The sequence below is a fragment of the Streptomyces sp. NEAU-174 genome, assembly GCF_052665095.1.
The window spans coordinates 405,296-422,449 of the sequence record NZ_JBQTCE010000004.1 but is presented as its reverse complement, the minus strand read 5'-3'; the positions used below and the strand labels follow the sequence as shown (position 1 = coordinate 422,449).

At 68.5% G+C, this 17,154-nt stretch carries 1 protein-coding gene (running past one end of the window); it reads left to right on the top strand.

Annotated features, from left to right (window positions below; all coding sequences use genetic code 11):
* Positions 1 to 33: 33 nt before the first annotated feature.
* A protein-coding gene (locus ACT2CW_RS14475) for a type I polyketide synthase (RefSeq protein ID WP_445516856.1) crosses the window boundary here: on the top strand, positions 34 to 17,154 show its 5' portion. It continues 16,365 nt past the right edge of the window; 17,121 of the gene's 33,486 nt are visible here — the first part of the coding sequence; its start codon is at positions 34 to 36; its stop codon lies off the right edge, out of view.

Here is a 17,154-nt window from a genome sequence, read left to right as displayed (position 1 = left end):
GTCCGACCGGAAATCGAGGGGACTGGCACGCGGATGTCGAACGACGAAAAGGTACTCGAGTACCTCAAGAAGCTCACCGCCGATCTGCGCCAGACGCGTCAGCGTCTCCAGGACGTCGAGGCCAAGAGCCGCGAGCCGATCGCAATCGTCGGTATGAGCTGCCGTTTCCCGGGTGGGGTGAGCTCCCCGGAGGACCTGTGGCGCCTCACGGAGTCGGCGGTGGACGCGGTCTCCGGCTTCCCCACCGACCGAGGCTGGGACCTGGACGGCCTGTACGACCCCGACCCGGACCGCGCGGGCCGGTCGTACGCCCGCGAGGGCGCGTTCATCCCCGATGCCGGCCACTTCGACGCCGGCCTCTTCGGGATCTCGCCGCGTGAGGCGCTGGCGATGGACCCGCAGCAGCGGCTGCTGCTGGAGGCATCGTGGGAGGCCCTGGAGCGGGCGGGTATTCCGACCGATTCCCTGAAGGGCAGCCGGACCGGTGTGTTCGCCGGACTGATGTCCTCCGACTATGTCTCGCGGCTGTCCGCGGTCCCGGACGAGCTCGAGGGGTACGTCGGAATCGGAAGCGCGGCGAGCGTCGCCTCCGGTCGGGTGTCGTACACGCTGGGGCTTGAGGGCCCGGCGGTGACGGTGGACACGGCGTGTTCGTCGTCGTTGGTGGCGTTGCATCTGGCGGTGCAGGCGTTGCGGTCGGGTGAGTGCTCGCTGGCGCTTGCGGGCGGTGTGACGGTGATGGCGACACCCGGCACCTTCGTCCAGTTCTCCCGTCAGCGGGGGCTGGCCGCCGATGGTCGGTGCAAGGCGTTTGCGGCGGGGGCGGACGGCACCGGCTGGGGCGAAGGCGTCGGCATGCTGGTCGTGGAGCGGTTGTCGGATGCTGAGCGGCTTGGGCATCGGGTGTTGGCGGTGGTGCGTGGTAGTGCGGTGAATCAGGATGGTGCGTCGAATGGTTTGACGGCGCCGAATGGTCCGTCGCAGCAGCGGGTGATTCGTCAGGCGTTGGCTAATGCCCGTTTGTCGGCGGTGGATGTGGATGCGGTGGAGGCGCATGGCACGGGTACGGCGTTGGGTGATCCGATCGAGGCGCAGGCGCTGCTGGCCACGTACGGTCAGGGTCGGGATGCGGATCGGCCGTTGTGGTTGGGTTCGGTGAAGTCGAATATTGGTCATACGCAGGCGGCTGCGGGTGTGGCTGGTGTGATCAAGATGGTGATGGCGATGCGGTATGGGGTGTTGCCGCGCACGCTGCATGTGGATGAGCCGTCGCCGCATGTGGATTGGTCGTCCGGGGCTGTGGAGTTGCTGAAGGGGCAGGTGGCGTGGCCGGAGGTGGATCGGCCGCGTCGGGTGGGTGTGTCGGCGTTCGGGGTGAGTGGGACCAATGCCCATGTGATTGTGGAGCAGGCGCCTGTGGTTGTGGAGGAGCCGCAGGTCGAACGCGTGGAGCTGCCTGTTGTGCCGTGGGTGGTGTCGGGTGCGGGTGAGGCGGCGGTGCGGGCGCAGGTGGAGCGGTTGCGGGCGTTTGTGGCGGGTGATCCTGGGTTGGATCTGGTGGATGTGGGGTGGTCTTTGGCGACTGGTCGTGCTGGGTTGTCGCATCGTGCGGTGGTGGTGGGTGTGGATCGTGGTGAGTTGTTGGGGGCTTTGGAGGGTGCTCCGGTGGTGGGTGTGCCGGTGGGTGGTGGGTTGGGTGTGTTGTTTGCGGGTCAGGGGTCGCAGCGGTTGGGGATGGGTCGTGGGTTGTATGAGGCGTATCCGGTGTTTGCTGAGGTGTGGGATGAGGTGTGCGCCCAGCTGGATCGGTATCTGGATCGGTCGGTGGGTGAGGTGGTGTGGGGTGATGATGCCGGGTTGATTGGGGAGACGGCGTATACGCAGGCGGGGTTGTTCGCGCTGGAGGTGGCGCTGTTTGCGTTGGTGTCCTCGTGGGGTGTGAAGCCGGACTATCTGCTGGGGCATTCGATTGGTGAGTTGGCTGCGGCGTATGTGGCGGGTGTGTGGTCGTTGGAGGATGCGGCGAGGGTGGTGGCGGCGCGGGGTCGTTTGATGCAGGCGCTGCCGTCGGGTGGTGCGATGGTTGCGGTGGCGGCGTCGGAGGATGAGGTGCGGCCGCTGCTGAGCGATGGGGTGGTCATCGCGGCGGTGAACGGTCCCGAGGCGGTGGTCCTGTCGGGTGATGAGGATGCGGTTCAGTCGGCTGTGGATGAGTTGGCTGGGCGTGGGGTGCGGACGCGGCGGTTGCGGGTGAGCCATGCTTTCCATTCGGCTCGTATGGACGGCATGCTCGCGGAGTTTGGTGAGGTGCTTCGGGGTGTGGAGTTCCGTGCCCCGGAAATGCCGGTGGTGTCGAATGTGTCGGGTGTGGTAGCGGGCGAGGAGTTGTGTTCGCCGGAGTACTGGGTGCGGCATGTGCGGGAGACGGTCCGCTTTGCTGACGGGCTGGAGACGTTGCGTGGGCTAGGGGTTGGTTCGTTCCTGGAGTTGGGGCCGGACGGGACGTTGACCGCGCTGGCCGATGGCGACGGTGTGTCGGTGCTGCACCGGGACCGTTCGGAGCCTCTGACCGTTATGGCTGCTTTGGGCGGGCTGTACGTCCGGGGTGTCGAGGTCGACTGGGATGCGGTGTTTCCGGGTGCTCGGCGGGTTGATGTGCCGACGTATGCCTTCCAGCGTGAGCGGTTCTGGTTGGAGCCCTCCCCCGAGCAGCCTGCGACGAGCGCGGTGGACGCGGCGTTCTGGGACGCGGTCGAGCGTGGCGATGCGGAGATTTTCGGGGTCGATGCCGAGCAGTCGTTGAGTGCCGCGTTGCCCGCGTTGGCGTCGTGGCGACGGGCTCGGCAGGAAGAGTCGGTCATCGACGCATGGCGGTATCGGCTGACCTGGACCCCGGTCGCGGGTCTCTCTTCGCAGCTCTCTGGTGTGTGGTTGGTGGTGGTCGAGCCGGATGAGGCGGAGACGGATGTTGTCGCCGCGCTGCGGGGCGCCGGCGCCGAGGTGCGTGTCGTAACGATCGATGAGCTGGACGCGGGCCCGGTGGCGGGTGTGGTGTCGTTGTTGTCGGTCGAGACGACGGTGGCGTTGGTGCAGGCTCTCGGGTCGGCTGGGGTCGATGCGCCGTTGTGGTGTGTGACGCGGGGTGCGGTCTCCGTGGTGGGCGGGGATGTGGTGGATCCGTATGCGTCGGCCGTCTGGGGTCTGGGCCGTGTGATCGGGTTGGAGCACCCGGATCGTTGGGGCGGGCTGATCGACCTGCCCACCGCATGGGGTGAGCGAACCTCCGGTCTGTTGTGCTCGGTGCTTTCGGGCGTCACGGGTGAGGACCACGCAGCGATCCGTGGCGACGAGGTGTTGGGCTGTCGTCTGAGGCGTGCGACGGCGTCGCGCCCGCGGCCGTCCACTGCCTGGGAAGCATCGGGGACCGCGCTGATCACCGGTGGAACGGGTGCCCTGGGGAGCCATGTCGCCCGATGGCTCGCGGATACCGGCGTCGAAGAGATCGTGTTGACGAGCCGACGAGGCGCGGACGCTCCCGGAGCACGGGAACTGGTCGCCGAACTGTCGGCCACGGGCGTATCGGCCCGCGTCGTGGCGTGTGATGTGGCCGATCGGGACGCGGTCGCGGAGCTGATCGAGACCCTTCCGGACCTCCGCGTGGTCGTCCACGCCGCGGGAGTACCGAGCTGGGGTGCGTTGAGCGCACTTACCGCTCAGGGCCTTCAGGATGGGATGCGGGCGAAGGTCGCGGGAGCCATCCACCTGGATGAGCTGACGCGCGATATGGCCTTGGATGCCTTTGTGTTGTTCTCGTCGGTGGCGGGGGTGTGGGGGAGCGGTCATCAGTCGGCGTATGCGGCGGCGAATGCGTTTTTGGATGGGTTGGCGTGGCGGCGTCGTGGTGTTGGGTTGGTGGCGACGTCGGTGGCGTGGGGGATGTGGGGCGGGGGTGGTATGGCTGTTGGGGGTGAGGAGTTCCTGGTTGAGCGTGGTGTGTCGGGGATGGCTCCGGGGTCGGCGGTCGCTGCGTTGGGGCGGGCGTTGGGTGAGGGTGAGACGGCGCTTGTGGTGGCGGATGTGGATTGGGAGCGGTTCGGGTCGAGGTTCACCGCGTTGCGTCCGAGCCCACTGCTGAGCGAGCTCATCCCCGACGCCGCCGGTTCGGGGGCTCCGCTGGGTGAATTCGCGGCCCGTTTCCGGACCATGTCCGAGGGCGAGCGCATGCGCGCGGCCGTCGAGCTGGTGCGGGTTTCGGCCGCGGCCGTGCTGGGCCACCAGGGCCCGGAGGCCATCGACCCCGGCAGGACGTTCCAGGAGATCGGCTTCGACTCGCTGACCGCGGTGGAACTGCGCAACCGGATCGCCACGGCCACCGGTATCCGACCGCCGGCCACGATGATCTTCGACTATCCGACTCCTGTGACCCTCGCCGAATATCTGAGCGTGGAATTGCTCGGTTCGCCGCAGGACAGTGTGCCGCCGTTGCAGGTGGCCGCGCCGGACGACGGTGATCCCATTGTCATCGTCGGCATGAGCTGCCGCTTCCCCGGGGACGTCGAGTCTCCCGAGGACCTGTGGCGGCTGATCGACTCCGACGGCGATGCCATAACGGCCTTTCCGACGGACCGTGGATGGGACCTGACCACCCTCTTCGACACGGCTGTGGGGGAGTCGGGGACGTCGTATGCGCGTGTCGGTGGATTCGTCCACGGCGCGGGCGAGTTCGATCCGGGCTTCTTCGGGATCTCGCCGCGTGAGGCGACCGCGATGGATCCGCAGCAGCGGCTGCTGCTGCACGCGGCGTGGGAGGCGTTCGAGCGGGCCGGTATCCCAGCCGCCTCGGTCAGGGGCAGCCGGACTGGCGTGTTCGTCGGAGCTTCGCCGCAGGGTTATGGCGCCGCCGAAGCGTCGGAGGGCTATTTCCTCACCGGTAGTTCGGGCAGTGTCATTTCGGGTCGGGTGTCGTACACGCTGGGGCTTGAGGGCCCTGCGGTCACGGTGGATACGGCGTGTTCGTCGTCGTTGGTGGCGTTGCATCTGGCGGTGCAGGCGTTGCGGTCGGGTGAGTGCTCGCTGGCGCTTGCGGGCGGTGTCACGGTGATGGCCACCCCCACTGCCTTCGTGGAGTTCTCGCGTCAGCGTGGGCTGGCCGCCGATGGCCGCTGCAAGTCCTTTGCCGCCGGTGCGGATGGGACGGGTTGGTCGGAGGGTGTTGGGCTGCTGTTGGTGGAGCGGTTGTCGGATGCGGAGCGGCTTGGGCATCGGGTGTTGGCGGTGGTGCGTGGTAGTGCGGTGAATCAGGATGGTGCGTCGAATGGTTTGACGGCGCCGAATGGTCCGTCGCAGCAGCGGGTGATTCGTCAGGCGTTGGCGAGTGCGGGGTTGTCGGCGGTGGATGTGGATGCGGTGGAGGCGCATGGCACGGGTACGGCGTTGGGTGATCCGATCGAGGCGCAGGCGTTGTTGGCCACGTACGGTCAGGGCCGGGATGCGGATCGGCCGCTGTGGTTGGGGTCGGTGAAGTCGAACATCGGTCATACGCAGGCTGCGGCGGGTGTGGCTGGTGTGATCAAGATGGTGATGGCGATGCGGCATGGGGTGTTGCCGCGAACGCTGCATGTGGATGAGCCCTCCCCGCATGTCGACTGGTCGTCCGGGGCGGTCGAGTTGCTGAGTGAGAGGGCTGCCTGGCCGGAGATGGGCCGGCCGCGTCGGGTGGGCGTGTCGTCGTTCGGAGTGAGCGGGACGAACGCGCATGTGGTGTTGGAGCAGGCGCCTGGGGTGGTGGAGGAGTCTCGGGGCGAGGATGTTGCGTTGCCTGCGGTGCCGTGGGTGGTGTCGGGTGCGGGCGAGGCGGCGGTGCGGGCGCAGGCGGAGCAGTTGCGGGAATTTGTGGAGGGTGATCCTGGGCTGGATCCGGTTGATGTGGGCTGGTCTCTGGTGGCCACTCGCTCTGGGTTGTCGCATCGTGCGGTGGTGGTGGGTGCGGATCGTGAGGAGTTGTTGGGTGGGTTGGGTTCGGTGGTGGTGGGTGTGCCGGTGGCGGGTGGGTTGGGTGTGTTGTTTGCGGGTCAGGGGTCGCAGCGATTGGGGATGGGGCGTGGGTTGTATGAGGCGTATCCGGTGTTCGCTGCGGTGTGGGATGAGGTGTGTGGGGAGCTGGATCGGTATCTGGATCGGTCGGTGGGTGAGGTGGTGTGGGGTGATGATGCCGGGTTGATTGGGGAGACGGCGTATACGCAGGCGGGGTTGTTCGCGCTGGAGGTGGCGCTTTATCGGCTGATCACCTCGTGGGGTGTGAAGCCGGATTATCTGCTGGGTCATTCGATTGGTGAGTTGGCTGCGGCGTATGTGGCGGGTGTGTGGTCGTTGGAGGATGCGGCGAGGGTGGTGGCGGCGCGGGGTCGTTTGATGCAGGCGTTGCCGTCGGGTGGTGCGATGGTTGCGGTGGCGGCGTCGGAGGATGAGGTGCGGCCGCTGCTGAGTGATGGGGTGGCGGTTGCGGCGGTGAATGCTCCTGAGGCGGTGGTGGTCTCGGGTGATGAGGATGCGGTTCAGGTCGTGGTGGATGTGTTGGTTGGTCGTGGGGTGCGGACGCGGCGGTTGCGGGTGAGCCATGCGTTTCATTCGGCTCGTATGGACGGCATGCTCGCCGAGTTCGGTGAGGTGCTGGACGGTGTTGAGTTCCGCGCTCCGAGCGTGCCCGTCGTATCGAATGTGTCGGGAGCGGTGGCGGGTGAGGAGTTGTGTTCGCCGGAGTACTGGGTGCGGCATGTGCGGGAGACGGTCCGCTTCGCCGACGGGCTGAATACCCTCCGCGAGCTGGGTGTGGGTTCCTTCCTGGAGCTGGGGCCGGACGGCACGTTGACCGCCCTGGCCGACGGCGATGGTGTGTCGGTGCTGCGGCCAGGCCGTCCCGACCCCACTGCGGCCATGACCGCTCTGGGGGAGCTCCATGTGCGGGGTGTGGAGGTGGACTGGGACGCGGTATTCCCGGGTGCTCGGCGGGTTGATTTGCCGACGTATGCCTTCCAGCGTGAGCGGTTCTGGTTGGAGCCGTCCGCTGGTCAGCCTGCGACGAGTGCGGTGGACGCGGCGTTCTGGGATGCGGTTGAGCGTGGGGATCTCGGTTCGTTCGGCATCGATGCCGAACAGCCGCTCAGCGCCGCCCTGCCCGCCCTCTCGTCCTGGCGCCGCCGTCACCAGGAGAGGTCACTGGTCGAGTCCTGGCGGTACCGCCTCGACTGGTCCCCGATTGAGATCGCTTGTGAGCAGCCGAGTTTGCGCGGCACGTGGCTGGTGGTGGGCGAGGGCGGAGACGACGTGGTCGCCGTGCTGCGGGCTGCGGGGGCCGTTGCGCGAGTTGTGACGACGGCGGAGCTGGGCGAGGTCGCGGCTGCGGGTGTGGTGTCGTTGTTGCCGGTCGAGGCGACGGTGTCGTTGCTGCAAGCCCTTGTGGCAGCTGAGGTCGATGCCCCGTTGTGGTGTGCCACGCGCGGTGCGGTCTCGGTGGTCGACGGGGATCTGGTGGATCCTGACCAGGCCGGAGTCTGGGGTCTGGGCCGGGTGATCGGTCTGGAGCATCCGGGCCTTTGGGGCGGGCTGATCGATCTGCCTGCCGAGCTGGACGATCGGGCTGGGAGGGCGCTGGTCGGCATCCTTGCCGGGGACTCCGGTGAGGATCAGATAGCCATCCGTTCCACCGGCGCTTGGGGTGCCCGTCTGACGCGGGTGGCGACGCTCGGTGATGCGGGTGAGGCGCCGACCAGGTGGTGTGGGCGTGGTGCCGCGCTGGTCACGGGTGGTACGGGTGCGCTGGGTCGTCAGGTGGCGCGCTGGCTGGTGGACAGCGGTGTGGAGCGGGTCGTGTTGACGAGCCGCCGGGGTGCCGAGGCGCCCGGTGCTGTCGAGCTGGTGGCGGAGTTGGGGAGCCGCGTGCGGGTTGTGGCCTGTGATGTCGGTGATCGTGAGGCGCTCGCGGCTGTTCTGGCGACGGTCCCGGATGTGCGCACCATCGTGCATGCGGCGGGCGTTCTCGACGACGGGGTGCTCGAATCGCTGTCCCCTGAGCGGATCCGTGCCGTGATGCGGGCTAAGGCCGAGGGCGCCCGCCATCTGCACGAGTTGACCCGTGACACCGACCTTGATGCCTTCGTGTTGTTCTCCTCGGCCGCCGGGACCGTGGGCAATGCGGGTCAGGGGAGTTATGCGGCGGCCAATGCCGTTCTGGACGGGCTGGCTTGGCGGCGCCGGGCCGAGGGTCTGGTGGCCACGTCGGTGGCTTGGGGCGCCTGGGCCGATAGCGGTATGGGGGCCGGGCATGCACGGGCCATGGCACCACGGCTGGCGCTGGCAGCGCTTCAGCGAGCGTTGGACGACGACGAGACCGCACTGATGATCGCGGACATCGACTGGGAGCACTTCGGCTCCCGGTTCACCACCGTACGGCCCAGTCCGCTGTTCGGTGAATTGCTGGGTGGCGCGGCTCATTCCGCCCCTGCGGCACGCGAGTTCGTCGACCGGCTACGGGCCCTCCCCCCGGCCGAGCGGGAACGCACGCTCCTTGAACTCGTACGTGGCCAGGTGGCCGTCGTTCTGGGACACGCCACCCCGGCGGCGATCGACACCGCAGCGACATTCCAGTCAGCCGGTTTCGACTCCCTGACCGCGATCGAACTCCGCAATCGGCTCATGGCGGCCACCGGAGTGCGGACACCTGCCTCGGTCGTCTTCGACTACCCCACTCCGGAACTTCTCGCCGGCCACCTGCGGGAGCAACTGCTCGGGGCGGGGTCGGCAGCGCTCTCGCCGACGGTCGCCACGGCTCCGGTGGATGACGACCCGATCGCGATCATCGGCATGAGCTGCCGATTCCCTGGTGGCGTCGACTCGCCCGAAGAGCTGTGGCAGCTCCTGGAGTCGGGGACGGATGCCATTTCCGCCTTTCCACAGGACCGCGGCTGGGACCTCGTCGGCGGAGCCGATGGCGCGTCGGTCCGGGCGGGTGGCTTCCTCTACGCGGCGGCTGAGTTCGACCCCGCGTTCTTCGGGATCTCGCCGCGCGAGGCGATCGCGATGGATCCGCAGCAGCGGCTGTTGCTGGAGGCTTCGTGGGAGGTCTTCGAGCGGGCCGGGATCGCCGCGGACGCGTTGCGGGGCAGCCCCACCGGAGTGTTCGTCGGCACCAACGGCCAGGATTACGCCGCCCTCGTCGGTAACGCGCCACAGCGTGCGGACGGCCATCTGGCCACCGGCAGCGCGGCGAGCGTGGCGTCCGGCCGACTGTCCTACACCTTCGGGCTCGAGGGCCCGGCCATCACCGTGGACACCGCGTGTTCGTCGTCGTTGGTGGCCATGCACCTGGCCGCGCAGGCGCTGCGCTCGGGCGAATGCCGTATGGCCCTTGCGGGCGGTGCCACGGTCATGGCCACGCCCACCGCGTTCGCCGAGTTCTCCAGGCAAGGCGCGTTGGCCGCCGATGGCCGGTGCAAGGCGTTCGCGGCGGGCGCGGACGGCACCGGCTGGGGCGAAGGCGTGGGCGTTCTGCTGTTGGAGCGGCTGTCCGACGCGGAGCGGAACGGCCACCGGGTGCTGGCGGTGATGCGTGGCTCCGCCGTCAACCAGGATGGTGCGTCGAATGGTTTGACGGCGCCGAATGGTCCGTCGCAGCAGCGGGTCATCCGGCAGGCGCTGGCGAACGCACGGCTGTCCACGGTGGACGTGGATGCCGTGGAGGCGCACGGTACGGGTACGACGCTGGGCGACCCCATCGAGGCACAGGCTCTGCTGGCCACCTACGGCCAGGACCGGGATCCGGATCGGCCGCTGCTGCTGGGCTCCGTGAAGTCCAACATCGGCCATACGCAGGCGGCTGCCGGTGTGGCTGGTGTGATCAAGATGGTGATGGCGATGCGCCACGGTGTGCTGCCGCAGAGCCTGCACATCGACGAGCCGACTCCCCACGTGGACTGGACGGCCGGACGGATCGCCCTGCTCACCGAACCGTCCCCCTGGCCTCAGACGGGAGCGCCGCGACGCGCCGCGGTCTCCTCGTTCGGTGTGAGTGGCACCAACGCGCATGTGATTCTCGAACAGGCATGTGCGGTGGCCGAACCCGAGGAAACCGACACGGCGCGCACGCCCGCACCGCCGGTTGTTCCGTGGGTACTTTCGGCTCGGAGCGAGGCGGGGCTACGGGCGCATGCCCTCAGGATTCGGTCCTTCGTGAGCGCCGATGCTGCCCTGCGTCCGGTCGATGTCGGCTGGTCGCTGGCATCGGCTCGCTCGGTGTTGTCACACCGTGCGGTGGTCGTGGGTGCTGACCGTACGGAACTGCTGCGTGAGCTGGAGGCCGTGGCCAGTGGCAGTGCCACGGTCGGCGAGGCGCGTACGCGTTCCGGGGTGGTGTTCGTCTTCCCGGGGCAGGGGTCGCAGTGGGCCGGAATGGCGTTGGAACTGCTGGAGTCCTCGCCGGTGTTCGCGGGGCGGATGCGTGAATGCGCGGATGCGCTCGGGCCGTTCGTCGAGTGGTCGTTGTTCGATGTGTTGGGTGACGAGGTGGCGTTGGGGCGGGTTGATGTGGTGCAGCCGGTGTTGTGGGCGGTGATGGTGTCGTTGGCCGAGTTGTGGCGTTCGTTTGGTGTGGTGCCGTCGGCGGTGGTGGGGCATTCCCAGGGTGAGATCGCGGCGGCGTGTGTGGCGGGTGCGTTGTCATTGAAGGACGGTGCTCGTGTGGTGGCCTTGCGGAGCAAGGCGTTGCTGGCTCTGTCAGGCCGGGGTGGGATGGTGTCGGTTCCGGTGCCCGCCGACCGGCTGCGTGACCGTGCGGGTCTGTCGGTGGCGGCGGTGAACGGCCCGTCCTCGACGGTGGTGTCTGGTTCCGTTGAGTTGCTGGATGGGGTGCTGGAGGAGTTCCCGGAGGCCAAGCGGATTCCGGTGGATTACGCCTCACATTCGGGGCAGGTGGAGGGGATCCGGGAGGAGCTGGCGGAGGCGTTGGCGCCGGTGCGGCCGCGTACGGGTAAGGTGCCGTTCTTTTCGACGGTGACCGGGCGGTTGATGGACACCGTCGAGCTGGATGCGGAGTACTGGTACCGGAACCTGCGTGAAACGGTGGAGTTCCAGTCCGCGATCGAGGGGCTGCTGGAGCTTGGCCATACGGTGTTTGTCGAGGCCAGTCCGCATCCGGTACTGACCGTCGGCATCCAGGACACCGCCGACGCCACCGACACCGACACCGACATCCTCGTCACCGGATCGCTGCGCCGCGACGACGGCGGTCCGGCGCGCTTCCTCACCGCGCTGGCCGAGCTGTCCGTACGGGGGGTGGCGACGGACTGGCGGCAGGCGTTCGAAGGGACTGGCGCCCGGTATGTCGACTTGCCGACCTACCCCTTCCAGCGGGAGCGCTTCTGGGTCGAGCCCACTGCCCCGGACATGGCCCGGGACGCTAATGGCACTGCTGCGGACGGCGAGTTCTGGGCGGCCGTCGAGCGTGAAGACGCCGCATCATTGGCAACCACCTTGCAGGTCGACGGCGCGTCACTGGATGGCCTACTGCCCGCCTTGTCGGCCTGGCGCCGCCGACGGCACGAGTGGTCCGCGCTGGAGGCCGTCCGGTACCAGGTCAACTGGAAGCCGCTCGTCGATGACCGACCCGCGACGTTGTCAGGCGCTTGGCTGGTCGTGGTTTCCCAGGCCGACGCCGACCATGAGTGGGTCTCCGGGGTGAGCGAGACGCTCGCCGAGTACGGGGCCGAGCCAGTGGTGTGCCTGGTGGACGAGCGACACCTGGATCGTGCCGTGCTGGCCGACCGGCTGACGAACATGACCAGTACGAGCGGCATGACGAGCGCGGCGAGCATCAGGGGCGTAGTGTCGCTGGTCGCCCTGGACCAGCGGCCGCACCCCGACTACGCCTCCCTGCCCATCGGCTTCGCGATGACGGTCCTGCTGACTCAGGCGTTGGGCGACACAGGGGTGGAGGCCCCACTGTGGAGTCTGACCCAACGCGCCGTGTCCACCGGGCCCGCTGACACCCTCCTCGCGTCCGCATCGGCGCAGGCACTGGTGTGGGGCGTCGGCCGAGTGATCGCACTCGAGCAGCCCCTGCGCTGGGGTGGTCTCATCGACCTGCCGACCGAGGTGAACACGCGGGCACGGGAACACCTGGCAAGGGCCCTGTCAGGCGTTTCGGGCGAGGACCAGGTCGCGATCCGGACGGTGGGGGCCTTCGGGCGCAGGCTCGTCCATGCCCCCGCGTTGCGTACCGACCTGCCGTCCTGGCAGCCGAGCGGGACCGTACTGGTCACCGGAGGCACCGGAGCGCTGGGCGGTCATATCGCGCGGTGGCTGGCGCATCAGGGCGCGGAGCACCTCGTGCTGACCAGCCGGCGAGGTATGGCCGCGCCCGGGGCGTCCGCACTCGTGGCGGACCTGGAAGCGGCCGGAGCGGCGGTGACGGTGGCCGTGTGCGACGTGGCCGAGCGCGCCCAACTGGCCGAGCTGGTGGCGGATGTCGGCCCGCTGACGGCTGTTGTGCACACGGCCGCCCTGCTGGACGACGCGACGGTCGAGTCCCTGACCACCGAGCAACTGCACCGGGTGCTCCGCGTCAAGGTCGACGGTGCGACGCATCTGCACGAGTTGACCCGTGACATGGAACTGTCCGCGTTCGTGCTCTTCTCCTCCTTGTCCGGGACGGTCGGCACACCGGGGCAGGGCAACTACGCACCGGGCAACGCCTTCCTCGACGCGCTGGCCGAGTACCGCAGGGCCCAGGGCCTGGTGGCGACATCGGTGGCCTGGGGCCTGTGGGCCGGTGGCGGGATGGGAGAGGGCGAGGCCGGCGAGGTGGCGCGGCGGCATGGTGTTCCCGCACTGTCGCCGGAGCTGGCGGTGGCCGCTCTGCGTACGGCCATCGAGCAGGGCGACGCGGTGGTCACGGTTGCCGACATCGAATGGGAACGCCACTACGCCGCCTTCACCGCGACGCGACCCAGCCCCTTGCTCGCCGACCTTCCAGAGGTACGGCGACTCATCGACGCGGGGGCCGCATCGGTCGTCGAGGAGACGGACCTGGACCGATCCGGACTCAGGGGGCGTCTGGCAGGGCTGGACGAGGCCGAACAGCGGCGACTGCTGCTCGACTTGGTGCGCCGCAATGTCGCGGTGGTGCTCAGGCACACCGACCCGGAAGCCGTGTCGTCCCACCGTGCCTTCCAGGAGCTCGGCTTCGACTCCGTGACGGCGGTCGAGTTCCGCAACCGGCTGGGTGCCGCGACCGGTCTGCGGCTGCCTGCCACTGTCGTATTCGACTACCCGACCCCGCTGGCCCTGGCGGAGTACGCGCGATCGGAACTGCTGGGGACGGTCGGGGAGCCCCTTCGCGCCGAGCCGAGCGGCTCCTCCGTGGACGACGATCCGATCGTGATCGTGGGAATGAGCTGTCGCTTCCCCGGCGGGGTGAGCTCGCCGGAGGACCTGTGGGACTTCCTCACCGAGGGCGGGGACGCGATGTCGGCGTTCCCCGAGGACCGTGGCTGGGACCTGGCCGGGCTCTTCCACAGCGACCCCGGCCACCCGGGCACCTCGTACACCCGGACAGGTGGCTTCCTCCATGACGCGACCGCGTTCGACGCCGACTTCTTCGGCATCTCGCCACGTGAAGCGGTGGCGATGGACCCCCAGCAGCGGCTGCTGCTGGAGGCGTCATGGGAGGCGTTCGAGCGGGCGGGGATCGATCCTCGGTCGCTGCGGGGCAGTGAGACCGGGGTGTTCGCCGGCACCAATGGTCAGGACTACGTCAGCCTTTTGGGCGGAGATCAGCCGCAGGAGTTCGAGGGCCATGTCGGAACGGGCAATTCGGCATCGGTGATGTCCGGCCGGATCGCCTACGTCCTGGGGCTTGAGGGCCCGGCGCTGACGGTGGATACGGCGTGTTCGTCGTCGTTGGTAGCGTTGCATCTGGCGGTGCAGGCGTTGCGGTCGGGTGAGTGCTCGCTGGCGCTTGCGGGCGGTGTGACGGTGATGGCGACACCGGGCCTGTTCGTGGAGTTCTCCCGCCAGCGCGGTCTGGCGAAGGATGGTCGGTGCAAGGCGTTCGCGGGGGCGGCTGATGGCACCGGTTTCTCCGAGGGTGTGGGGATGCTGGTGGTGGAGCGGTTGTCGGATGCCGAGAGGAACGGGCATCGGGTGTTGGCGGTGGTGCGGGGTTCGGCGGTGAATCAGGATGGTGCGTCGAATGGTTTGACGGCGCCGAATGGTCCGTCGCAGCAGCGGGTGATCCGTCAGGCGTTGGCGAGTGCGGGGTTGTCGGCGGTGGATGTGGATGCGGTGGAGGCGCATGGTACGGGTACGGCGTTGGGTGATCCGATCGAGGCGCAGGCGTTGTTGGCTACGTACGGTCAGGGTCGGGATGCGGATCGGCCGTTGTGGTTGGGTTCGGTGAAGTCGAATATTGGTCATACGCAGGCTGCGGCGGGTGTGGCTGGTGTGATCAAGATGGTGATGGCGATGCGGCATGGGGTGTTGCCGCGAACGCTGCACGTGGATGAGCCGTCGCCGCACGTGGACTGGTCCACCGGTGCGGTGGAGCTCCTGGGGGAGCACACGGGCTGGCCGGAGGCCGGGCGGCCCCGCCGGGCGGGTGTGTCGGCGTTCGGGGTGAGTGGGACGAACGCGCATGTGATTGTGGAGCAGGCGCCTGAAGTGGCGGAGCCTGAGGCTGAAGGTGTGGTGTTGCCTGCGGTGCCGTGGGTGGTGTCGGGTGCGGGTGAGGCGGCGGTGCGGGCGCAGGTGGAGCGGTTGCGGGAGTTTGTGGAGGGTGATCCTGGGCTGGATCTGGTGGATGTGGGGTGGTCGTTGGCGACTGCGCGTGCTGGGTTGTCGCATCGTGCGGTGGTGGTGGGTGTGGATCGTGAGGAGTTGTTGGGTGGGTTGGGTTCGGTGGTGGTGGGTGTTCCGGTGGGTGGTGGGTTGGGTGTGTTGTTTGCGGGTCAGGGGTCGCAGCGGTTGGGGATGGGTCGTGGGTTGTATGAGGCGTATCCGGTGTTCGCTGAGGCGTGGGACGAGGTGTGCGCCCAGCTGGACCAGCATCTGGATAGGCCGGTGGGTGAGGTGGTGTGGGGTGATGATGCCGAGCTGATCGGGGAGACGGCGTATACACAGGCGGGGTTGTTCGCGCTGGAGGTATCCCTTTATCGGCTGATCACCTCATGGGGTGTGAAGCCGGATTATCTGCTGGGTCATTCCATCGGTGAGTTGGCTGCGGCGTATGTGGCGGGTGTGTGGTCGTTGGAGGACGCGGCCAAGGTGGTGGCGGCGCGGGGTCGTTTGATGCAGGCGCTGCCGTCGGGTGGCGCGATGGTCGCGGTGGCGGCATCGGAGGATGAGGTGCGGCCGCTGCTGAGCGATGGGGTGGCGGTTGCGGCGGTGAATGCTCCTGAGGCGGTGGTGCTGTCGGGTGATGAGGACGCGGTGCACGCCATCGAGGAGTCGTTCGCCACGGGTGGGGTGCGGACGCGGCGGTTGCGGGTGAGCCATGCGTTTCATTCAGCTCGTATGGACGGCATGCTCGCGGAGTTCGGTGAGGTGTTGAACGGTGTTGAGTTCCGCGCTCCGAGCGTGCCCGTCGTATCGAACGTGTCGGGAGCGGTGGCCGGTGAAGAGCTCTGTTCGCCGGAGTACTGGGTGCGCCATGTGCGGGAGACGGTCCGCTTCGCCGATGGGCTGGACACCCTCCGCGAGCTGGGTGTCGGTTCGTTCCTGGAGCTGGGCGCCGACGGGACGTTGACCGCCTTGGCCGATGGCGATGGATTGCCCGTGCTGCGCCGGGACCGTTCGGAGCCTCTGACCGTTATGGCTGCTTTGGGCGGGCTGTACGTCCGGGGTGTCGAGGTCGACTGGGATGCGGTGTTTCCGGGTGCTCGGTGGGTTGATTTGCCGACGTATGCCTTTCAGCGTGAGCGGTTCTGGTTGGAGCCGGTCTCGGCTGAGCCTGCGACGAGTGCGGTGGACGCGGCGTTCTGGGAGGCGGTCGAGCGTGGCGATGCTGAGGCTCTTGGGGTTGATGCTGAGCAGCCGTTGAGTGCCGCGTTGCCCGCATTGGCGTCGTGGCGACGGGCGTACCAGGAACAGTCGGTTGTCGACGGGTGGTGTTACCGGCTCGGCTGGACGCCGATCCCTGCGGTGTCCGGGGAGGCGGGCCTCACCGGCACGTGGCTGGTTGTGGTCGAGCCGGGTGCGGACGGCACCGATGTGGCTACTGCGCTGCGGTCGGCCGGGGCCGATGCCGAGGTCGTGACGTCGGCGGAGCTGAGCGCGGGGTCCGTCGCGGGTGTGGTGTCGTTGTTGTCGGTCGAGGCGACGGTGGCGTTGGTGCAGGCTCTCGGGTCGGCTGGGGTCGATGCGCCGTTGTGGTGTGTGACGCGGGGTGCGGTCTCCGTGGTGGGCGGGGATGTGGTGGATCCGTATGCGTCGGCCGTCTGGGGTCTGGGCCGTGTGATCGGGCTGGAGCACCCCGACCGTTGGGGCGGGCTGATCGACCTGCCCACGGAGGTGGATGCGCGTGTGGGTGCGTCGTTGGCCGGAGTTCTCGCCGGGCGCACCGGGGAGGATCAGGTGGCAATCCGGGCCGCCGGGGCGTGGGGCGCACGGCTGAGCCGGGCGACACCGATGGCGGACACCTCTACCGGGTGGCGTGGCCGGGGAACTGCCTTGATCACCGGGGGTACGGGTGCGCTGGGCGGCCATGTGGCGCGCTGGCTGGCGGGGACCGGGGTCGAGCGCATCGTGCTGACGAGCCGCCGGGGGATCGAGACCCCGGGTGCGGCCGAGCTGGTGACCGAGTTGGAGGAGCTCGGAGTCCAGGTGACGGTGGTCGCGTGCGATGTCGCGGATCGGGAGGCGGTCGCGACGCTGCTGGCCACCATCCCCGATCTCCGGGTCGTCGTACACGCCGCAGGGGTGCCGAGCTGGAGTGCGGTGGACAGCCTGACACCCGAGGAGTTCGAGGAGAGCACGCGGTCGAAGGTTGCCGGGGCGGCGCACTTGGACGCGCTCCTGGCGGACGCCGAGCTGGATGCCTTTGTGTTGTTCTCGTCGGTGGCGGGGGTGTGGGGGAGCGGTCATCAGTCGGCGTATGCGGCGGCGAAC